The organism is Paracoccus maritimus (genome assembly GCF_025195095.1).
GTDB lineage: Bacteria > Pseudomonadota > Alphaproteobacteria > Rhodobacterales > Rhodobacteraceae > Paracoccus > Paracoccus maritimus.
The window spans coordinates 60,575-78,559 of the sequence record NZ_JANAVZ010000004.1 but is presented as its reverse complement, the minus strand read 5'-3'; the positions used below and the strand labels follow the sequence as shown (position 1 = coordinate 78,559).

Here is a 17,985-nt window from a genome sequence, read left to right as displayed (position 1 = left end):
CTTCGCCAGCGTGAGGGCCGGATTTTTGGGAAGCCACCCGGAAGCCGGAGCCACTCACGCCCCGCGCAAACACCAATGAACGCTGACCTTCCGACCGGACACAGCTGGTGGCCGCTGGACCCCGCTTGGAGTCCGGCCCGGCATCCGGAGTCCGGAAGCCACCGGCATCCACCCGCCCCAAGGAACCTTGCCCACCATGACGCTGAGCTTCGCCCCGGACGCGATCGAGACCTGGCCGCTGTCGCGCCTGCAGCCCTACGCGAAGAACGCGAAGGCGCACGGCGCGGACCAGATCGCGAAGATCGCCGCCAGCATGGCCGAGTTCGGCTGGACCGTGCCGTGCCTCGTCGGCGAGGACGGGGAGCTGATCGCAGGGCATGGGCGCGTACTGGCCGCGACGCAGCTCGGGCTGACCGAAGCGCCGGTGATCGTGCTCGGCCACCTGACCGAGGCGCAGCGCCGGGCGTACCGGATCGCGGACAACAAGCTCACCGAGCTCGGCACCTGGGACGAGGCGCTGCTGTCGGCGGAACTGAACGACCTGCTGGCCGACGACTTCGACCTGTCGCTGGTCGGGTTTTCCGACGGCGAGTTGGACAAGCTGCTGGCCTACGTCGCGGAAGACGACGGGGACGAGGGTGGCGCCGGGGGCTCCGTGCCGCCGGTGACCATCCCCGAGCCGCCGCGCAATCCAGCCTCGCGGACCGGCGATCTCTGGATCCTTGGCGACCACCGCCTGCTGTGCGGCGACAGCACCAGCGCTGCCGACGTGCGCCGCCTGATGAACGGCCAGCGGGCGATCCTGTTCGCGACCGATCCGCCGTATCTCGTCGACTACGACGGCTCGAACCACCCGACCCGCAACAAGGATTGGTCCGCGTCCTACGGCACGACCTGGGACGACAGTTCGCAGGGGGCCGAACTCTACGACGGGTTCATCGCTGCAGCCGTGGCGGAAGCCATCGCCGAGGATGCTGCTTGGTACTGCTGGCACGCCTCGCGCCGCCAGGCGATGCTGGAAGCCTGCTGGGAAAAGGCCGGCGCCTTCGTCCATCAGCAGATTATCTGGGTGAAGGACCGAGGGGTGCTGACCCGGTCCCACTACCTGTGGAAGCACGAGCCCTGCTTCATGGGCTGGCGCCGCCCCAACCGTCCGCCGAAGGTCGCCGAGCAGACGCTGCCCTCAACCTGGGAGATGCCGTCCTTCGCCAAGGACGAGCGCCCCGACCATCCGACACCGAAACCGCTCGACGCCTTCGGCATCCCGATGCGCCAGCACGTCGCGCGCGGCGGGCTCTGCTACGAGCCGTTCTCGGGCTCCGGCTCTCAGATCATGGCAGGCGAGGCCAACGGCCGCCGCGTCTTCGCAATGGAGATCAGCGCCGCCTATGTCGACGTCGCTTTGGAACGCTGGCAGGCCGAGACCGGTCGCGACGCGATCCTCGACGGCGATGGCAGGACCTTTGCGGAGATCAAAGCGTACCGACTGGAGGGCGGACAACAAGACACTGATCATCAAGAACACTGAGATCGCTTGTCCAGCCTGTACGAAGCATCATTGCGCCAAGCAAATTCAGGCACTCCGGTTCACAGATGGCGCTCTCCAAAGGCCTCCGCTCTTCCCACATCGCCAACAGATGCATTGCGGCAAGCTCAGCATCTTCTACGTGGCGGGCGTCGTGCGATTTCTTTTGGTTTGTCACGAACGCCTCGAAAAAAAGAACACCAGCGGGTGCGGAGAAGAAGCTGCGATAGTCCATAGTGGCAATGGAAACTGGCGCCGCCGAGCGAAGAGCGCGCAGGACGTACGGCACCACGACAGTAGCAATCACCAGAACAGTGCTTCCCGCACTTGCTGAGTAGGGTCGATTGACACCACCGACGCACTCACCCGATCGCGCCTTCGTCAGGTCACCGGCCGCGCTGCGCATCGGTACATACAATGGGGCTTCGAAACCGAGAGCTACCGGGCCCCGCGAAATACGGTCCGAGATCTCATCAATCGCTTCATCAAGGTCTGTGCCTGAGGCGGGGTTGGAGCCGACAATTGCCCAGCCAAGGTTCTTGCCCGGCTTTCCGATGTCAATCACAGCAACATGCATAGGCTCTCCAATGTCTCGCGACGGGTGTAGTACTCAGCCAGTAAACACCAAATGCCAATCGCGAACCATGTCGCTGGTCGAGGCGGTCGCCAACGTGATCGTCGGCTACGGCGTCGCAGTCATGACGCAGATCCTGATCTTCCCGGTCTTCGGGTTGCACACGACGCTAGCGCAGAACATGAAGATGGGCGCGGTGTTCACGGTGGTGAGCATCGCCCGTTCCTTCGCCTTGCGGCGGGTGTTCGAGGCGATCCGGATGCGGAGCGCCAAATGATCGACCGCCGCCCCTGTGGGACGGCGGCCATCGACTTGTCGGGGTTGGTTGGGTCAGGCGGCGGAGAGTTTGTAAACGCGCCCCCGGTTCTCGACCTTCTCCGAGGTCACCTCGAGCCCGAGTTTCTTCTTCAGCGCCCCGGCCATCGCGCCGCGCACCGTGTGCGACTGCCAGCCCGTCGCGGCCATGATCTCCTCGATGGTCGCGCCGTCCGACGCGCGCAGCATGGCGATCAGCGTGGCCTGTTTCGTGCCCTCGCGCGGTGTGCGCGTCTTGGGCGCGATCTCGGCCCCGGTGGGAGTGTCCGGCGCGGGCTCCTTGGTCGGCGCGTCCGTCGCGCCCGCAGGCGCGGTGTTTGCGTCCTCGGTCTCGATGCCGATGGCGGCGAGCCCCGCGTCGGTGGCGACCAGCGTGACGCCGTGGCCGTCGCCGGTCTCGCGCCACATAAGCTCGCCGTTGCGCGTGTCGGCGTCGACCTCCTGCAGGAAGTTCTTCGCGAGCATCGCGCCGACCACCTTGGCGGCGGCGCCACCGCGCAGGCTTTCGGGCAGCGGCAGGGCGATGCGGTCCTCGCGCTGTGCGGCGGCGCTGAGGATGATGGCTTGGGTATCGGAAAGCTTGGTCATGGGGTCGTCTCCGTTTTCGGGCCCGCGTCATGCGGCGCCTTCTACGACCCCGAGCCGCGCGGGGCGCGCGGCGGGAGTTCCGGCAGCGCCGGGCATCAGCGGGCGTGTTCGCCCTCGCCGAAGGCGCTGTCGGTGATGCGCTTCAGGAGGCTGGCGTAGTGTTCGAGGGTGCCGACCATGGCCCAGCCCGGCTCGTCGGGGGCGCAGTTGAAATGGTCGTCGCTGAGCGCCTGCAGGCGGGCGAGCATCTCGTCGATCTCCGCCTTCTTGCCGATGAAGGCCGCGAGCGCGGCTTCCTTGTTCCGGCGCGCCTTCTCGGCGCGGAGTTCGTGGCGCGGGGTGGTGATCGGGTTCAGGCGCGTGGTCATCGTGGTGGCTCCGTGGTGAGTTGCATCGCTTCGTTGGGGTGACGTTCGCTCCGGTGGCGAGGCTTATCAACTCGATAAGCACATGAATCTGAATGATAATCGGAGCCGTCGATGCAGGGCATGAGCGAGCGCCAGTACGCCGCCCATGTCGGGCTGTCGCGGGGTGCGATCCAGAAGGCGAAGACGGCCGAGCGGCTGGTCCTCTATCCCGATGGCAGCATCAACGCGGCGGCCAGCGACGCCAGGCGTGCCGAGACGACGGACCCGTCGAAGACGAGGAAGCCGCCCGCGCCGAAGCTGAAACCCGTCCCCGAGGCGGCGGTAGCGGCCGTCGGCGATACCCTGCGCGAACAGGGTCTGGCGGTCCCCGCCATCGGCGGCGGCACGACCTTCCTACAGGCGAAGACCGCGAACGAGGTGCTGAAGGCGCAGGAGCGGCGCATCCGGCTCCAGAAGCTGAAGGGGGAGTTGATCGAGCGGGCCCGCGCGCTGGCGCTGGTGTTCCGGCTGGCACGGGAGGAACGGGACGCATGGGTGAACTGGCCTGCACGCGCCGCGGCGCTGATGGCGGCCGAGCTTTCGGCCTCGTGCCGCGACGCGACGGGCCAACAGATCACAGTGGAGCCAGCCGCGATGCAGAAGGTCCTGGAGAAACATGTACGCGCCCACCTCGACGAACTCGCCGAGGTCCGGCCCGACTTCCGATGAGAGTGGCGATGGCCTGACGGACTTCGAGGGCGCGGGCGAGATCCTGCGCGCCTGGGGCAACGGGCTCCGGCCTGACCCTGACCTGACCGTCTCGGAATGGGCGGACCGGCACCGGATGCTCTCGGGCCGCGCCTCGGCCGAGCCTGGGCGGTACCGGACGGTGCGCACGCCCTATATGCGCGAGATCATGGACCGGCTGTCGCCCGGCGATCCCACGCAGCGGGTCGTGTTCATGAAGGCGGCGCAGGTCGGCGCGACCGAGGCCGGTAACAACTGGATCGGGTTCGCCATCCACCAGGCGCCGGGCCCGATGCTGGCGGTGCAGCCGACCGTGGAACTTGCCAAGCGCAACTCGCGCCAGCGGATCGACCCGCTGATCGACGAGAGCCCCGAGCTGCGGGAGCGGGTGAAGCCCGCGCGCTCGCGCGACGCGGGCAACACGATGCTGTCGAAGGAATTCGCGGGCGGCATCCTGATCATGACCGGCGCGAACTCGGCGGTCGGGCTCCGCTCCACCCCGGCGCGCTACATCTTCCTCGACGAGGTCGACGCCTATCCGGCCTCGGCCGACGAGGAAGGCGATCCGGTCACGCTGGCCGAGGCGCGGTCGCTAACCTTCGCGCATCGGCGAAAGGTCTTCCTGGTCTCGACCCCCACCATCCGGGGGCTGAGCCGGATCGAGCGCGAGTACGAGGCGTCCGACCAGCGCCGGTATTTCGTGCCGTGCCCGCATTGCGGGGCGATGCAGTGGCTGAAATTCGACCGGCTGCGCTGGCAGAAGGGTCGTCCGGAGACGGCGGAATATCACTGCGAGGGCTGCGAGACAGCCATCGCGGAACACCACAAGACGGCGATGCTGGAGGGCGGCGAATGGCGGGCGACCGCTACCGCCGCCGATCCGACCACGGTCGGGTATCACCTCTCGGCGCTCTATTCGCCGATCGGCTGGCTCAGCTGGACGCGCATCGCCCGCGGCTGGGAGGCGGCCCAAGGGTCGGACGAGGCGATCAAGGCATTCCGCAACACCATCCTTGGCGAGACATGGGTCGAGAGCGGCGAAGCCCCGGATTGGCAGCGGCTCTACGAGCGGCGCGAGCGCTGGACATCCGGCACCGTGCCTGCGGGCGGGTTGTTCCTGACTGCCGGGGCCGACGTCCAGAAGGACCGGATCGAGGTCGATGTCTGGGCATGGGGGCGCGGACTTGAGTCCTGGCTCGTAGATCACGTCGTCATCGAGGGCGGCCCGGATCGGCACGACGCGTGGTCGGAGCTGACCGCGCTGCTGGATCGAAGCTGGCCGCACGAGCGCGGCGCGCATCTCAGGATCGCGCGGCTCGCGATCGACACCGGCTACGAGGCCCCGGCGGTCTATTCCTGGTCGCGGGCGCAAGGGTTTGGGCAGGTGTCGCCGGTCAAAGGTGTCGAGGGGTTCAACCGCTCTAGCCCGGTGTCGGGGCCAACCTTCGTCGATGCAACCGAGGGCGGCAAGCGGCTGCGGCGCGGGGCGCGGCTCTGGACCGTGGCGGTCTCGACCTTCAAGGCCGAGACCTACCGCTTCCTCCGGCTGGCCCGTCCGACCGACGAGGAGATGGCCGACGGGGCGGCATTCCCGCCCGGGTCGGTGCATCTGCCGCACTGGGTCGAGAACGAATGGCTCAAGCAGTTCGTGGCCGAGCAGCTGGTCACGGTGCGCACGAAGCGCGGCTTCGCCCGGCTGGAATGGCAGAAGCTGCGCGAGCGCAACGAGGCGCTGGACTGCCGGGTCTATGCCCGCGCCGCCGCCTGGATCGCGGGCGCGGATCGCTGGCCCGACGAGAAATGGCGCGACCTCGAGGATCAACTCGGGGCGGCCCCCAACGACACCGATCCCGCCGGGCAGATCAACCGGCCGGGACAGGCCCCGCAGGGCAAGCGCCGCTCCGACTGGCTCGGGCGGCGTGGAGGATGGTTCTGAAGATGACCGACTGGACGGAAACCGAGCTCTCGGCGCTGCGCAGGGCCTATGCCAGCGGCACGACCCGTGTCAGCTATGACGGCAAGTCGGTGGACTACGGCTCGGCCGAGGATCTGCTCGCCCGCATCCGCACCATCGAGCGCGCCATCGCGGGGGCCACCCGGCCGCTGCCGATGGCGGGGCTGGCGGGCTTCTCGCGCGGGGATCGGTGATGTCGGCCAACTGGTTCGATAGGGCCATTGCCTCCGTCGCCCCTCGGGCCGCCGCCAGGCGCGTGCTGGCCCGTCAGGCCTTCGAGACCTTGACGCGTGGCTATGACGGGGCCGCGCGTGGGCGGAGGACCGAGGGCTGGCGCGCGCCGGGGTCCTCCGCCGACACCGAGATCGGCGTCGCCGGGGCGCTTCTGCGCGACCGGATGCGCGATCTGGTGCGCAACAATCCGCATGCGGCCAAGGCGGTGGCGGTTCTGGTGAACAACATCATCGGGGCGGGCATCATGCCGCGCGCCGCCAGCGGCGAGGAGGCGCTGGACCGCAAGGTCGATGCGCTGTTCGAACGCTGGACAGCCGACTGCGATGCCGACGGTCAGCTCGACTTCTACGGTCTGCAGACGCTGATCTGCCGCGAGATGGTCGAGGCGGGCGAGGTGCTGGTGCGCCGCCGTATGCGGCGCGTGAGCGACGGTCTTCCGGTGCCGCTGCAACTGCAGGTGCTCGAGGCCGATTTTCTCGACGCCACCAAGTCCGGCGCCCTCGGCGCAGGTCGCCTCGTCCAGGGGATTGAGTTCGACCCGGTCGGCAAGCGCCGGGCTTACTGGCTGCACGCGGAGCATCCGGGCGACGCCTATGGCGCCTTGCAGAACGGGTTGCAGAGCCGCCCGGTCCCGGCGACCGAGATCGCCCATGTCTACGAGAAGCAGCGCACGCAGGCGCGCGGCGTTCCCTGGGGCGCGCCGGTGATCCGCAGCTTGCGCGATCTCGACGATTACGAGGTGGCCGAACTGGTCCGCAAGAAGACCGAGGCCTGCGTCACCGCCATCGTGTTCGGCGACGACGAGGCGCAGCAGGGCATCGCACCCTCCGTGGTCGATGCCGACGGCAACCGGGTGGAGCAGTTCGAGCCGGGGCTGATCGCCTATGCCCGTGGCGGCAAGGACATCCGCTTCAACCAGCCGTCGGCCACCGGCGGCTATGGCGAATACAAGCGGGCGAGCCTGCACACGATCTCGGCCGGGTTCCGCGTGCCCTACGAGCTGCTCACCGGCGATCTCAGCCAGGTCAACTATTCCTCGATCCGGGCGGGGCTCGTGGAGTTCCGCCGCCAGATCGACGCCGTGCAGTGGCAGCTGTTCATTCCGATGTTCTGCGCCCCGGTCTGGCGCTGGTTCACGGAAGCCGCATGGGCGGCGGGGCAGATCCCGTCGCCGATCGTGCCGGTCGAATGGTCGCCGCCGAAGTTCGAGGCGGTCGATCCGCAGAAGGACGCGATGGCGAACCTGCTGTCGATCCGCTCCGGCACCATGACGCTGGCCGAGGTGATCGCCCGGCAGGGCCGCAACCCGGACGCCGTGCTGGCCGAGATCGCCGCGACCAACGCGAAGCTCGATGCGCTGGGGCTGGTGCTCGACAGCGATCCGCGGCGGGTGACCAAGACCGGCAGCGCGCAGATTAGCGATCCGGCGAACGACGAACCGGCCGCCGACGCGGACAATGACCCGGCGCAGGCCGACCAACAGGACTGACCTTCATGGACACGATGATCGAACTGCCGGCCATGCGCCGGTCGGCGGAGCTTGCGCCGAACACGGCTGATGCCGACAGCCGCACCGTCGAGGTGGTCTGGTCGGCCGGGGCCCGCGTCCGCCGTGCCACCTTTTTCGGCGAGCCCTACGACGAGGAGCTGAGCCTCGACCCCGCCCATGTGCGGCTCGACCGGCTGAACGCGGGCGCGCCGTTCCTGAAGGTGCACGAGCTCGACACGCTAGACGCGGTGATCGGCTCGGTCGTGCCAGGCTCGGCGCGGATCGAGAACGGCCGCGGTATCGCCCTGGTGCGGATCAGCGAGCGCGCCGATGTCGAGCCGATCTGGCGCGACATTCAGGCCGGGCACATCCGCGCGGTCTCCATCGGCTACCAGGTCCACCGCTTCGAGGTCTCGAAGCCCGAGGCCGCCCGCGAGCTCTGGCGCGCGGTGGACTGGACGCCGTTCGAGGTTTCCGCCGTCGCCGTCGGAGCAGACCCGGCAGCGGGCTTCCGCGCCCAGCATCCCCTTCACGACTGCGTCCTCCACCGCCGGGACGCCCCCACACCGCAAGGAGCATCCCCGATGACGGACAAGACCCAGACCCCGGCGCGCGACGCCGCAACCCCCGCCACCACCCAGCCGACCGAGCCGGTCGAAACCGAGGACACCACCATGACCGAGCCGAATGCGGCTGCGCCCGACCCGAAGGTCGCAGCCAGCGAGACGCGCGCGCAGCCGAAGACGCAGGCAACGCCGGCGCCCGACACCGAAGCGGTCGCCACCCGCGCCCGCGAGGCCGAGCGCGACCGCGTCTCCACCATCTACGATCTCGCGGGCCGCCTGAACCTCGAGCGCGGCTTCGCCGAGGATCTGGTGAAACGCGGCGTCAGCGTCGACGAGTCCCGCCGCCTCATCCTTGATCAGGTCGCCGCGAAATCGGACGAGACCCGGACCTTCCCGCATGTCTCCGTCCCTCTCGGCGGCCGCGACGAGCGCATCACCCGCCGCGACGCGGTGGCGAACGCGCTGCTGCACCGCTACAGCCCGACGCTGTTCCAGCTGGAGGACGCCGCACGCCAGTATCGCGGCATGACGCTGCTGGAACTTGCCCGCGAAAGCCTCGGCAATGCCGGGGTGAACACGCGCGGCCTGTCGCGCGACGAGGTGGCGACGCGGGCGCTGCACTCGACCTCGGACTTCCCCGAGATCCTGTCGGCCGTCACCAACAAGACCCTGCGGCAGGCCTACGAGGCCTATCCCCGCACCTTCATGCTGTTCTGCCGCCAGGTGCTGGCGACCGACTTCAAGGCGATGCACCGCGTGCAGCTCGGCGAGGCGCCGCAGCTGCTGGAAGTCGGCGAGAGCGGCGAGTTCAAGCGCGGTACGCTCGGCGAGAGCAAGGAGAGCTACAAGGTCAAGACCTATGGCCGGGTGGTTGCGATCACCCGCCAGACGCTGATCAATGACGATCTGGACGCCTTCACCCGGATCCCGGCGATGTACGGCAACTCCATCGCCCAGCTGGAGTCGGACGTGGTCTGGGGGATCATCACCGCCAACCCGGCGATGGCCGACGGCAACGCGCTGTTCCACACCACCCACAAGAACCTCGCAGGCACCGGCACGGCGCTCGATGTCGGCAGCGTCGGTGCGGCCCGCGCCGCTATGGCCAAGCAGACGGGCCTCGACAAGAAGACGGTGCTGAACGTCCGCCCCGCCTTCCTGATCGTGCCCGCCTCGCTGGAGCTGAAGGCCGAGCAGCTGGTCGCGCAGAACCTGGTGCCCGCCGCGACGTCCAGCGTCGTGCCGCAATCGATCCGCACGCTCGCGCCGATCAGCGAGCCACGGCTCGACGCCGCCAGCGAGACCGCCTGGTATCTGGCCGCCAGCCCGAACCAGATCGACACCATCGAGTACGCCTATCTCGAGGGTCAGCAGGGCGCCTACATCGAGACGCGCAACGGCTTCGACGTCGACGGCGTCGAGATCAAGTGCCGCCTCGACTTCGGCGCCAAGGCCATCGACTGGCGCGGCCTCTACAAGAATCCGGGCGCGTAACCCCGCACCCCATGCTGAACCCTGACACACGGGCGGTCCTCAAGGGCCGCCCTTCGTCTTTCCACGAGGATCACCCCCATGAAAAACTACGTCCAGCCCGGCAACACCATCACCCTGACCGCGCCCTATGCCGTCGCCTCCGGCGATGGCCTGCTCGTCGCCTCCATATTCGGCGTCGCCGCTGGCGCGGCCGCCCTCGGCGAGCCCGTCGAGACCGCACTCGTCGGCGTCTTCGACATCACCAAGGTCGGCTCGCAGGCCTGGACCGTCGGCGCCAAGGTCTATTGGGACGACACCAACAAGCGCTGCACCACGGTCGCGACCGACAACACCCTGATCGGCGTGGCCGTCGAGGCGGTGGCGAGCGGCGCGGGCGACACTATCGGCCGGGTGCGCCTGAACGCGACGTTCTGATGAGCGCCTTCGCCGCCGCCGTGGGTGCGCTCTTCGCCGATCCCAACATCGGTTGGGACGCGGTCTACATCGCCGACGGCGGCGCGCCCGTGCTGGTGCGCGTCGTCGCCCGGCGCGCTGACACGGTCACCGACTTCGGCGATGCGCGGCTCTGGTCGGAGACCACCCGGATCGACCTGCGCGTGGCCGAGGTGGCGAACCCGCGCCCCGGCGACCGCATCGAGATCGATGGCGAGGCCTTCCTCATCCAGGGCGAGCCGGTCCGCGACCGCGAGCGGCTGGTCTGGACCGTCGATCTGCGCCCGGCATGACCGCAATGAAACTGAAGCTCGACATCGATCCCGACATCGTCGCGATGATGGCGGCCGAGGTCGCGGCGGGCGAACGTGCGGTGACGGCCGCCATGCGCGAGGCCGGGACCGGGCTGAAGACGGCGTGGCGGTTGCAGATCACCGGCGCGGGGCTCGGCCCGCGGCTGGCCAACTCGATCCGGAGCCAGAACTTCCCGAGATCAGGCGAGAGCATGGACGCGGCGGCGCTGGTCTGGTCCAAGGCCCCCGTCATCGTCGGCTCGCATGACACCGGCCCGCTGATCCGCTCGAAAAACGGGTTCTGGCTGGCGATCCCGCTGCCCGCCGCAGGCAAATCCCTGCGCGGCGGCCGCATCACCCCCGGCGAATGGGAACGACGACGCGGGCTGCGCCTGCGGTTCGTCTATCGACGGACGGGTCCAAGCCTGCTGGTGGCGGAGGGACGGCTGAACACGAAGGGTCAGGCGGTGGTGTCGCGCTCGAAGACCGGGCGCGGAAAGGTCACCGCGCCGATCTTCCTGCTGGTGCCGCAGGTCAAGTTGCCGAAGCGGCTGGATCTCGCACGGGATGCGGACCGGGCGTTGGACAGTGTGCCGGGGCTGATCGTGGAGAAGTGGGTAGATAAGCGGCTTGGCTGACCAACAGATCCGGATGAGGATCACCTGATCAACTGGCATCCAGCCATTGTTCAGTCAGGTACCATGGTCATGTCGATCTGGATCATGAACTCTGCCTCATCCAACGATTGAACGGCAATCTGGCCGGATTCTACCTCGGAGCTCGAAAAAAGCAGCCGACCGTCGAACATCATGCTGTCGTTGACATCATGGCCGGCGGCCACAAGCGCTGATTGCCAATCAGCGAACATGGGCGTCGGGTCCGTCTCGACAACAATCTGGAGTAGATGGGTATTCGAGCCGATCTTCTGGTCCATCAGCACGGCGTGCGGCTCTGGCAGTGTGATGCCAGCCGGTAGCCATTCAGGGGGGGCGGCTAGAACTGCGAGAGGCATCGCTCCCAAGCACAGTGCGAAAACACGGGTCGCGGATCGGGCAAGGAAATACATGATTAGGCTCCAGATTCGGGAAGCGTCTGAACAAGACTAGCAGCGGAACTCGCTGATGGAAAAGAAACTCAGACTTATTGCCGTCTTGGCCTGAATGAGGACAGGAAATGCCCACCCCCCGCGAAACCATCCTCGCCGCGCTGCACGAGCGGCTCTCGGCGCTGCCTGCCACCGCCCTGCGCGGCGATATGCTGCCCGAGCGCGTGCCAGCCGAGGGCCTGCTGATCCTGCGCGACGGCGAGCCCGGGGAGCCCGAAGTGACGTTGTCGCCACTACGCTATCACTACCAGCACCGGGCCGAGATCGAGGCGGTCGTTCAGGGCGCCGACCGTAACGCCGTCTTTGACACGCTGACCGCCAACATCGGCGCAGTACTCGCCGCGGACCGCACGATGGGCGGGCTCTGCGACTGGGTGGAGGCCGAGGCGCCGCAGCCCGTCGATCTGCCTGTCGAGGGCGCGGCCACCCTGAAGGCGGCCGTGATCCCGGTGGTTCTGCACTATTCAACGGCCGACCCGCTCGGCTGACTTCTCTCACGATAGGAGACGAACATGGCACGAGCCCAGGGGGCGCGGGCGCTGATGGCGCTTGCGTTCGAGACGACCTATGGAACGCCGCCCGCGAGCGGCTTCACCCGCATGCCCTTCGCCAGCACCTCGCTGGGGGCAGAGCAGCCGCTGCTGAACTCCGAACTGCTGGGCTATGGCCGCGATCCGTTGACGCCGATCAAGGATGCGGTGACCGCCGATGGCGATGTCGTGGTGCCGCTCGACGCCGAGGCCTTCGGCTTCTGGCTGAAGGCGGCCTTCGGCGCGCCGACGACCACGGGCGCGGAGGCGCCGTACAGCCACGAGTTCCAGTCCGGGTCCTGGACGCTTCCCTCGATGTCGATCGAGACCGGCATGCCGGAGGTGCCGCGCTACGCGATGTATTCCGGCTGCGTGCTCGACCAGATCACCTGGCAGATGCAGCGCTCGGGCCTGCTGACCGCCACTGCGCGGTTGGTGGCGCAGGGCGAGACGGTGGGCACGACCACCGGCGCCGGAACACCGGCGGCGCTCGAGCTGAAGCGCTTCGGGCATTTCAACGGGTCGATCACGCGCAACGGCACGGCGCTCGGGAACGTGGTCTCCGCGGAGATCACCTATGCCAACAACCTCGACCGGATCGAGACCATCCGCTCGGACGGGCGCATCGACGGGGCGGACCCGTCCATCGCCGCGCTCACCGGCCGGATCGAGGTGCGCTTCGCCGACCAGACGCTGGTGACGCAGGCGATCAACGGCGAGGCCTGCGAGATGGAATTCGCCTATGTCCTGCCCTCGGGCGAGAGCTTCACCTTCACGGTGCACGCCGTCTACCTGCCGCGCCCGCGCATCGAGATCTCCGGGCCGCAGGGCGTCCAGGCCACCTTCGACTGGCAGGCCGCCCGCGACAGCGTCGTCGGCCGGATGTGCACCGCCACCCTCGTGAACGATGTGGAGACCTATTGATGCTGACGCTCGACCTGACCAACGCGCCGCGATGGCATGACCTTGCGCCCGGCGTCCGGGTGCAGCTCCGCCCGCTGACCACCGCGCTGATGGTGGCGACCCGCAGTGATCCCGCCGTCGAGGCTGTGCCCGATGAGGCCTCGGACGAGGAACGCGCCGTGGCTTTCGCGAAAGCACTGGCGCGGCGGGCCGTGCTCGCCTGGGAGGGCATAGGCGACGCCGACGGGAAGCCGATCGATCCCAGCCCCGATTCCATCGACGCCCTGCTCGACGTCTGGCCGATCTTCGAGGCATTCCAGCTGACCTACGTCTCGAAGGGTCTGCTGCTGGAGCAGGAAAAAAACGCCTCCGCGCTCTCGCCGAATGGTCCTTCGGCGGGGGCGACCGCTACTGCGAGGGTTGCGAACCCTGCGGAGCCAGCGCGCAAGCCTGCCCGGACTGCCCGGCGCGGCTGAACCGTCCGGAAACGCCGGAGGGTTGGCAGGTCTGGGACCTGGTCGGCCGTCTCGGCGGCCAACTTCGTGTGCTGCCCGGCGCGGTGATCGGCTGGGACATGTCAGCGGCGCTGGCGCTCGGTGACGCGCTCGGGGTCTCGCCACTGGCCATGGCCGAACTGCTGCCCGTCATCGAAGCGGTGATGGTCCGGAAGCTGAACGAGGAGCTGAGCGCGAATGGTGGCCCGGGGGTCAGGCCTTGATCTTCTCGATCAGCGTGACGCCGGGCAGTCCCTCGAAATGCGCGTCGCAGGTCAGGAGCGTCGCGCCCTGTGCGCGGGCGGTTGCGAAGATGATTGCGTCGGCAGTCGCGAGCTTGTGCTCCCGGCACGCCTCCGCCGCCGCCAGCGCGATCTCGGTGTCGAGCGGCACCACATGGCAGACCTGCGTGAAGGCGATGACCTGATCGGCTTTGTCCTCGCCGACCTCGCGTGTCAGCCATTTCGCCAGCTCGAGCTGGACCATGGTCGGTACGAGCCACTCGGCCTGTTCGGGCAGATGTTCGGACAGCTTCTCGCCGGTCGGCGAGCCGATGAGCCACTCGATCCACGCCGACGTGTCGACGAGGATCATCAGAACCGATCCGTCCGGTCGCGATAATCGGTGGCGGACGCGCCGCGCGCGAGCCCCTTCAGCGCCTCCCGCTTGGGCACCGGGACCAGCAGGACGCCCGTGCCTTTCGGGATGAAGGCAAAGGTCAGCCCGGCCTCCCAGTGCTGCGCTGCGCGGATCGCCTTAGGGATCGAGATCTGGAACTTCGAGGACAGGGTCGCGGTCTCGGCCATGGTCATACCCTCACTTGATCGATGGCGGAAACGTAAGACGCCGATGCGGCGAAAGCAAGGACTCTGACCGATGGCTGAAAAGCGAGTGTCCGTCCGCCTCGCGGCCGTGGGCGGACGGCAGGTGCGCGCCGAACTGGAAGGTGTGGGCGAAGCCGGATCGCGCGGCTTCGGACGGCTGAGCCGGGAAATGGAGGCGGCAAACGCCCGGCTCGCGGCTTTCTCGCGCCGGGTGCGCGTGGCCGCCGCTGCCGCCGTGGCGGCTGCGGCCGCCGCTGGCGTGGCGATGATCCGCTCCGGGCTGCAGACGGTCGATGCGCAGGCCAAGCTCGCGCAGTCGCTCGGCACCACCGTCGCCTCGATCCAGACGCTGGAGCGTGCGGGAGAGCTTGCGGGCGTGTCCATGTCCGGGATCGAGCAGGCGACCAAGGATCTGACGCGCCGTCTCAGCCAGGCGGCCGCCGGGACCGGTCCTGCCGCCGACGCGCTCGACCGGCTGGGCCTATCCGCCACCGACCTGATCGCGCTGCCGCTGGACCAGCGCGTCGGCGCGATCAACGCCGCCATCGAGAGCTTCGTGCCTGCGGCCGAGCGCGCGGCCGTCGCAGGTCAACTCTTCGGCGAGGAAGGCTCCATCGCCATGAGCCGGATCGACACGGCGACGCTGCGCCAGGCGACCGAGGACGTGCTCGCTTTCGGGGTCGTGGTCTCGGAGCAGGATGCCGACCAGATCGAGCGGACGAACGACGCGATCTCGCGCCTCGGGCTGATCTGGCGCGGGCTCTCGAACCAGCTTGCCGTCGCCGCAGCGCCTGCGCTGGAAGCCGTCGCGGATGCCATGGCGGCGGTCGCCAGCCGCACGGGGCCGCTCGGCATCGCGATCCGTGGGCTTTTCGACAACATCGGCCGCCTGACGACCTACGCTGCCACCTTCGCCACCTTCCTCGCGGGACGCTGGGTCGCCGGCATGGCCGCCGCGGCGCTCTCGGTCCGGGGTCTTGCCACGGCGCTGGTCGTCCTGCGCGGCGCGCTGATCCGCACCGGTATCGGCGCGCTGATCGTCGGCGCGGGCGAGCTCGTCTACCAGTTTACCCGGCTCGTGTCCGGCGCGGGCGGCTTCGGCGAGGCGATGTCGCTCCTGAAGGACCTCGCCGTCGAGGTCTGGGAGCGGATCCGCATGGGCGCTGCTGCGGCCGGTGCTGCCGCCACGGCGATGTTCTTCGACCTGAAGGCGGACGCCGCGTCGGGCATGCAGAGCGCCATCGAGAGCATGGTGGCTTTCGGCAACACGGCCGCGAACACGTTTGAGGGCGCCTATGAGGCGATCAAGGCGATCTGGGGCCTGCTGCCCGCCGCCATCGGCGATCTGGCGTTCCAGGCCGCAAACAGCCTGGTCGATGGCGTCGAGGCGATGCTGAACGGGGTGGTCTCGCGCATCAACGGCTTCATCGGCGGCATCAACCAGGGGCTGGAAGCGCTCGGATCGGAGCGGCGCATCTCGCTGGTGCCCGACCTCGACCTCGGCGAGATCGAGAACCGCTTCGCGGGCGCGGCCAGTGCCGCCACCACGGCGGCGCAGGCGGCGTTCGACCGGGCCTTCGAGGACAACCCGCTGACCGCGCCCGATCTCGGCCTGGCCGAGGCGGCAAACCGGGCGCTCGAGTCCGCCAACCTCTATCGGGGCGCCGCGCGCGATCTGGCCGAAGGGGCTCGCGCGCCGCTTGAAAGTTGGCAGGCGCTTCGCGATGCCGTGCGCGGTACCGACGAGGCCAGTGCCGATGCGCTGACCGAGGCCACGGGTGCTGCCGAGCGGCTGGAGACGGCGCTCGGCGATGCCGGACGCGCCGCCACGGGTGCAGGCGCAGCGGCCGGAGCTGCCGCCGCTGCGGCGGAGCCCGCGACCGAGGCCGCCGTCACCGGGTGGCAGGCGGTCACTGCGGCGCTGTCGGACTACTCCAGCAAGGCCCGCGACATCGGCGGCGATATCGGCCAGAGCCTCGTCGGCGCCTTCCAGTCGGCCGAGAACGCGGTGGGCCAGTTCGTGAAGACCGGCAAGCTGAACTTCCGCGACCTGGTCACCTCGCTGCTGGCCGATCTCGCCCAGCTCGCGGCGCGGCGGTTCATCCTCGGGCCGATCGCCAATGCGCTCTCCGGCGTGTTTGCCGGGGCGGGCGGCATCTTCGCCGACGTCCTGCATGCGGGCGGGATGGTGGGGTCCGCGGGGCCCTCGCGCTTGGTTCCGGCCATGGCCTTCGCCGCCGCGCCCCGGATGCATGGCGGCGGCATGGCGGGCCTCCGCCACGACGAGGTGCCCGCGATCCTGCAACGCGGGGAACGCGTGCTGTCGCGGCGCGAGGCGCAGAGCTACGGCGGGGGCGGCGGCGTCAACGTCACCATCATGGCGCGTGACGCCGAGAGCTTCCGGCAGTCCCGCACGCAGGTCGCGGCAGACATCGCCCGTGCGGTCTCGCTCGGGCGGAGGGGCATGTGATGGCGTTTCACGAGGTCCGGTTTCCCGACAACATCAGTCGCGGCGCGCGGGGCGGGCCGGAGCGGCGCACCCAGATCGTCGAGCTCGCCTCTGGCGACGAGGAGAGGAACGCCAGCTGGGCCAATTCGCGCCGCCGCTACGATGTCGCCTACGGCATCCGCCGCGCCGACGATCTGGCGGCGGTGGTGGCCTTCTTCGAAGCGCGGAACGGTCGCCTGCATAGCTTCCGGTTCAAGGACTGGGGCGACCACAAGTCCTGCCTGCCGTCGGGCACGCCATCGCCCACCGATCAGTCGATCGGCACCGGCGACGGCGCGACCACCGCCTTCCAGCTGGTGAAGCGCTACGCCTCGGGTGCGCAATCCTGGACGCGCGCCATCGCCAAGCCGGTGACCGGAACTGCGCGCATCGCGCTCGCCGGGGTCGAGCAGCCCTCCGGCTGGTCGGTCGACACCGCCACCGGCATCGTCACCTTCAGCGCCGCGCCCGCCGAGGGCGTCGCCGTCACCTCGGGGTTCGAGTTCGACGTGCCGGTCCGCTTCGACACCGACGTGCTCGACGTGACGCTCGACCTCGAGCGGCTCGGCTCGATCACCTCCATTCCGCTTCTGGAGATCCGCCGATGAACGACACCGGCAGCTTTGTCGCGGCCGTGCTGCGCGAGCTCGCGGCCTCGACCGCCGTGATCCTCGCTGCCTGGGGCGCGCTTGGCGGGGCCACGAACGCGCTGACAACGAAGATGCATCTGCGCGATGCTCTCCGGCATATCCTGCTCGGCGGGCTGATTGCGGCCGGGATGGGCAGCCTCTCCATGGCCGTGATCACCGCCTGGCTCAGCCTGCCGCCCGAGGCGATCCCCGCAGGCGGGGCGGCGGGGTCCGCCGCCTATCTCGTGGGCGTCTTCGGGCCGGCCTTCATCGAGATGCTGCTCGCCCGGCTGCGCCGCGCCAAGCAGGGCGACGGCGATGAATGAACTTCTCCGCCTCGCGCGCTCCCTCCGCTGCGATCCGGCCGACCCAAGAGCGGCCTTCGCCCATCGTCTGCGCATCGGCCTCGCCGTCGCGGCACTGATCCTGATCCTCTCGCTTCTCCGGTAATCCC

At 68.9% G+C, this 17,985-nt stretch carries 24 protein-coding genes; 18 read left to right on the top strand and 6 right to left on the bottom strand.

Annotation, left to right across the window (positions count from 1 at the left end; genetic code table 11):
* Nucleotides 1–196 precede the first annotated feature (196 nt).
* The gene (locus MU516_RS08080; protein WP_260276697.1) at nucleotides 197–1,528 is read left to right on the top strand and encodes a site-specific DNA-methyltransferase; all 1,332 of its coding nucleotides are present in this window, start codon (nucleotides 197–199) and stop codon (nucleotides 1,526–1,528) included.
* Here MU516_RS08080 and MU516_RS08075 read toward each other — a convergent pair.
* Nucleotides 1,473–2,102 (bottom strand): hypothetical protein, encoded by a 630-nt coding sequence (locus MU516_RS08075; protein ID WP_260276696.1) that lies wholly within the window; start codon nucleotides 2,100–2,102, stop codon nucleotides 1,473–1,475. The genes MU516_RS08080 and MU516_RS08075 overlap by 56 nt on opposite strands.
* Before the next feature lie 67 nt (nucleotides 2,103–2,169).
* On the opposite strand from MU516_RS08075, the gene MU516_RS08070 reads away from it, so the two are divergent.
* A complete protein-coding gene (locus MU516_RS08070) occupies nucleotides 2,170–2,376 on the top strand; it encodes a DUF7220 family protein (RefSeq protein WP_260276695.1) in 207 nt (68 codons plus the stop codon).
* A gap of 53 nt (nucleotides 2,377–2,429) precedes the next feature.
* Here MU516_RS08070 and MU516_RS08065 read toward each other — a convergent pair whose 3' ends face one another.
* Complete coding sequence (locus tag MU516_RS08065) at nucleotides 2,430–3,002, bottom strand: DUF3489 domain-containing protein (protein ID WP_260276694.1); 573 nt, start codon at nucleotides 3,000–3,002, stop codon at nucleotides 2,430–2,432.
* 95 nt (nucleotides 3,003–3,097) lie between these two features.
* A complete protein-coding gene (locus MU516_RS08060; RefSeq protein ID WP_260276693.1) occupies nucleotides 3,098–3,370 on the bottom strand; it encodes a hypothetical protein in 273 nt (90 codons plus the stop codon).
* A gap of 111 nt (nucleotides 3,371–3,481) precedes the next feature.
* On the opposite strand from MU516_RS08060, the gene MU516_RS08055 reads away from it, so the two are divergent.
* The 8 genes from MU516_RS08055 (at nucleotide 3,482) to MU516_RS08020 (ending at nucleotide 11,196) form a co-directional block, all read left to right on the top strand.
* Nucleotides 3,482–4,078, top strand: a complete 597-nt coding sequence (locus MU516_RS08055; protein WP_260276692.1) for a hypothetical protein — start codon at nucleotides 3,482–3,484, stop codon at nucleotides 4,076–4,078.
* Entirely contained in the window at nucleotides 4,026–6,032 is a 2,007-nt protein-coding gene (locus MU516_RS08050; protein ID WP_260276691.1) for a phage terminase large subunit family protein, read from the top strand. The genes MU516_RS08055 and MU516_RS08050 overlap by 53 nt, the downstream gene beginning before the upstream one ends.
* A 2-nt stretch (nucleotides 6,033–6,034) precedes the next feature.
* Nucleotides 6,035–6,244, top strand: a complete 210-nt coding sequence (locus MU516_RS08045) for a phage head-tail joining protein (RefSeq protein WP_260276690.1) — start codon at nucleotides 6,035–6,037, stop codon at nucleotides 6,242–6,244.
* The gene (locus MU516_RS08040) at nucleotides 6,244–7,773 is read left to right on the top strand and encodes a phage portal protein (protein WP_260276689.1); all 1,530 of its coding nucleotides are present in this window, start codon (nucleotides 6,244–6,246) and stop codon (nucleotides 7,771–7,773) included. Before MU516_RS08045 ends, MU516_RS08040 begins: the two co-directional genes overlap by 1 nt.
* 5 nt (nucleotides 7,774–7,778) lie before the next feature.
* Nucleotides 7,779–9,833 (top strand): prohead protease/major capsid protein fusion protein, encoded by a 2,055-nt coding sequence (locus tag MU516_RS08035; protein WP_260276688.1) that lies wholly within the window; start codon nucleotides 7,779–7,781, stop codon nucleotides 9,831–9,833.
* A 78-nt stretch (nucleotides 9,834–9,911) separates the two neighbouring features.
* A complete protein-coding gene (locus MU516_RS08030; RefSeq protein ID WP_260276687.1) occupies nucleotides 9,912–10,247 on the top strand; it encodes a DUF2190 family protein in 336 nt (111 codons plus the stop codon).
* Entirely contained in the window at nucleotides 10,247–10,558 is a 312-nt protein-coding gene (locus MU516_RS08025; RefSeq protein ID WP_260276686.1) for a head-tail joining protein, read from the top strand. Before MU516_RS08030 ends, MU516_RS08025 begins: the two co-directional genes overlap by 1 nt.
* A gap of 5 nt (nucleotides 10,559–10,563) precedes the next feature.
* Complete coding sequence (locus MU516_RS08020; protein ID WP_260276685.1) at nucleotides 10,564–11,196, top strand: DUF6441 family protein; 633 nt, start codon at nucleotides 10,564–10,566, stop codon at nucleotides 11,194–11,196.
* A gap of 50 nt (nucleotides 11,197–11,246) precedes the next feature.
* On the opposite strand, the gene MU516_RS08015 is transcribed toward MU516_RS08020, so the two are convergent.
* Nucleotides 11,247–11,492, bottom strand: coding sequence for a hypothetical protein (locus MU516_RS08015; RefSeq protein WP_260276684.1), 246 nt, complete (start codon nucleotides 11,490–11,492; stop codon nucleotides 11,247–11,249).
* A 239-nt stretch (nucleotides 11,493–11,731) separates the two neighbouring features.
* Between MU516_RS08015 and MU516_RS08010 the strand changes: the two genes are divergently transcribed.
* The 4 genes from MU516_RS08010 to MU516_RS07995 all read left to right on the top strand — a co-directional run bounded on the left by MU516_RS08010 (nucleotide 11,732) and on the right by MU516_RS07995 (nucleotide 13,814).
* Nucleotides 11,732–12,151, top strand: a complete 420-nt coding sequence (locus MU516_RS08010) for an acyl-CoA transferase (protein WP_260276683.1) — start codon at nucleotides 11,732–11,734, stop codon at nucleotides 12,149–12,151.
* A gap of 24 nt (nucleotides 12,152–12,175) precedes the next feature.
* Entirely contained in the window at nucleotides 12,176–13,117 is a 942-nt protein-coding gene (locus tag MU516_RS08005) for a phage tail tube protein (protein ID WP_260276682.1), read from the top strand.
* Nucleotides 13,117–13,572: a hypothetical protein gene (locus MU516_RS08000; RefSeq protein ID WP_260276681.1), complete on the top strand. Its 456-nt coding sequence runs from the start codon at nucleotides 13,117–13,119 to the stop codon at nucleotides 13,570–13,572. Before MU516_RS08005 ends, MU516_RS08000 begins: the two co-directional genes overlap by 1 nt.
* A gap of 68 nt (nucleotides 13,573–13,640) precedes the next feature.
* Complete coding sequence (locus tag MU516_RS07995) at nucleotides 13,641–13,814, top strand: DUF7697 family protein (RefSeq protein ID WP_260276680.1); 174 nt, start codon at nucleotides 13,641–13,643, stop codon at nucleotides 13,812–13,814.
* Here MU516_RS07995 and MU516_RS07990 read toward each other — a convergent pair.
* On the bottom strand, nucleotides 13,804–14,184 hold the full coding sequence (locus MU516_RS07990) for a type II toxin-antitoxin system VapC family toxin (RefSeq protein WP_036720047.1): 381 nt from the start codon (nucleotides 14,182–14,184) through the stop codon (nucleotides 13,804–13,806). The two genes, MU516_RS07995 and MU516_RS07990, sit on opposite strands and share 11 nt — an antisense overlap.
* Nucleotides 14,184–14,396, bottom strand: a complete 213-nt coding sequence (locus tag MU516_RS07985) for an AbrB/MazE/SpoVT family DNA-binding domain-containing protein (protein WP_036179405.1) — start codon at nucleotides 14,394–14,396, stop codon at nucleotides 14,184–14,186. Before MU516_RS07985 ends, MU516_RS07990 begins: the two co-directional genes overlap by 1 nt.
* Before the next feature lie 70 nt (nucleotides 14,397–14,466).
* Between MU516_RS07985 and MU516_RS07980 the strand changes: the two genes are divergently transcribed.
* From MU516_RS07980 to MU516_RS07965, 4 genes are read left to right on the top strand one after another with little or no spacing between them, the layout of a single operon-like run.
* Nucleotides 14,467–16,884: a phage tail tape measure C-terminal domain-containing protein gene (locus tag MU516_RS07980; RefSeq protein WP_260276679.1), complete on the top strand. Its 2,418-nt coding sequence runs from the start codon at nucleotides 14,467–14,469 to the stop codon at nucleotides 16,882–16,884.
* The gene (locus MU516_RS07975; RefSeq protein WP_260276678.1) at nucleotides 16,884–17,510 is read left to right on the top strand and encodes a DUF2460 domain-containing protein; all 627 of its coding nucleotides are present in this window, start codon (nucleotides 16,884–16,886) and stop codon (nucleotides 17,508–17,510) included. The genes MU516_RS07980 and MU516_RS07975 overlap by 1 nt, the downstream gene beginning before the upstream one ends.
* Nucleotides 17,507–17,857 (top strand): hypothetical protein, encoded by a 351-nt coding sequence (locus tag MU516_RS07970; protein WP_260276677.1) that lies wholly within the window; start codon nucleotides 17,507–17,509, stop codon nucleotides 17,855–17,857. The genes MU516_RS07975 and MU516_RS07970 overlap by 4 nt, the downstream gene beginning before the upstream one ends.
* Nucleotides 17,850–17,981 carry a hypothetical protein gene (locus tag MU516_RS07965; protein WP_260276676.1) on the top strand — a complete coding sequence of 44 codons (132 nt, stop codon included), beginning with the start codon at nucleotides 17,850–17,852 and terminating at the stop codon, nucleotides 17,979–17,981. Before MU516_RS07970 ends, MU516_RS07965 begins: the two co-directional genes overlap by 8 nt.
* The last annotated feature ends 4 nt before the right edge of the window (nucleotides 17,982–17,985 follow it).

What these genes read in the sequence shown, in the direction of transcription:
- MU516_RS07975 (WP_260276678.1), top strand. Translation starts at nt 16,884, where the DNA reads ATGGCGTTTCACGAGGTCCGGTTTCCCGACAACATCAGTCGCGGCGCG.
- MU516_RS08040 (WP_260276689.1), top strand. Translation starts at nt 6,244, where the DNA reads ATGTCGGCCAACTGGTTCGATAGGGCCATTGCCTCCGTCGCCCCTCGG.
- MU516_RS08000 (WP_260276681.1), top strand. Translation starts at nt 13,117, where the DNA reads ATGCTGACGCTCGACCTGACCAACGCGCCGCGATGGCATGACCTTGCG.
- MU516_RS07965 (WP_260276676.1), top strand. Translation starts at nt 17,850, where the DNA reads ATGAATGAACTTCTCCGCCTCGCGCGCTCCCTCCGCTGCGATCCGGCC.
- MU516_RS08055 (WP_260276692.1), top strand. Translation starts at nt 3,482, where the DNA reads ATGCAGGGCATGAGCGAGCGCCAGTACGCCGCCCATGTCGGGCTGTCG.
- MU516_RS07970 (WP_260276677.1), top strand. Translation starts at nt 17,507, where the DNA reads ATGAACGACACCGGCAGCTTTGTCGCGGCCGTGCTGCGCGAGCTCGCG.
- MU516_RS08050 (WP_260276691.1), top strand. Translation starts at nt 4,026, where the DNA reads ATGTACGCGCCCACCTCGACGAACTCGCCGAGGTCCGGCCCGACTTCC.
- MU516_RS08020 (WP_260276685.1), top strand. Translation starts at nt 10,564, where the DNA reads ATGAAACTGAAGCTCGACATCGATCCCGACATCGTCGCGATGATGGCG.
- MU516_RS08030 (WP_260276687.1), top strand. Translation starts at nt 9,912, where the DNA reads ATGAAAAACTACGTCCAGCCCGGCAACACCATCACCCTGACCGCGCCC.
- MU516_RS08005 (WP_260276682.1), top strand. Translation starts at nt 12,176, where the DNA reads ATGGCACGAGCCCAGGGGGCGCGGGCGCTGATGGCGCTTGCGTTCGAG.
- MU516_RS08060 (WP_260276693.1), bottom strand. Translation starts at nt 3,370, where the DNA reads ATGACCACGCGCCTGAACCCGATCACCACCCCGCGCCACGAACTCCGC.
- MU516_RS07980 (WP_260276679.1), top strand. Translation starts at nt 14,467, where the DNA reads ATGGCTGAAAAGCGAGTGTCCGTCCGCCTCGCGGCCGTGGGCGGACGG.
- MU516_RS08075 (WP_260276696.1), bottom strand. Translation starts at nt 2,102, where the DNA reads ATGCATGTTGCTGTGATTGACATCGGAAAGCCGGGCAAGAACCTTGGC.
- MU516_RS08065 (WP_260276694.1), bottom strand. Translation starts at nt 3,002, where the DNA reads ATGACCAAGCTTTCCGATACCCAAGCCATCATCCTCAGCGCCGCCGCA.
- MU516_RS08025 (WP_260276686.1), top strand. Translation starts at nt 10,247, where the DNA reads ATGAGCGCCTTCGCCGCCGCCGTGGGTGCGCTCTTCGCCGATCCCAAC.
- MU516_RS08010 (WP_260276683.1), top strand. Translation starts at nt 11,732, where the DNA reads ATGCCCACCCCCCGCGAAACCATCCTCGCCGCGCTGCACGAGCGGCTC.
- MU516_RS07990 (WP_036720047.1), bottom strand. Translation starts at nt 14,184, where the DNA reads ATGATCCTCGTCGACACGTCGGCGTGGATCGAGTGGCTCATCGGCTCG.
- MU516_RS08035 (WP_260276688.1), top strand. Translation starts at nt 7,779, where the DNA reads ATGGACACGATGATCGAACTGCCGGCCATGCGCCGGTCGGCGGAGCTT.
- MU516_RS08070 (WP_260276695.1), top strand. Translation starts at nt 2,170, where the DNA reads ATGTCGCTGGTCGAGGCGGTCGCCAACGTGATCGTCGGCTACGGCGTC.
- MU516_RS08045 (WP_260276690.1), top strand. Translation starts at nt 6,035, where the DNA reads ATGACCGACTGGACGGAAACCGAGCTCTCGGCGCTGCGCAGGGCCTAT.
- MU516_RS08080 (WP_260276697.1), top strand. Translation starts at nt 197, where the DNA reads ATGACGCTGAGCTTCGCCCCGGACGCGATCGAGACCTGGCCGCTGTCG.
- MU516_RS08015 (WP_260276684.1), bottom strand. Translation starts at nt 11,492, where the DNA reads ATGGACCAGAAGATCGGCTCGAATACCCATCTACTCCAGATTGTTGTC.
- MU516_RS07985 (WP_036179405.1), bottom strand. Translation starts at nt 14,396, where the DNA reads ATGGCCGAGACCGCGACCCTGTCCTCGAAGTTCCAGATCTCGATCCCT.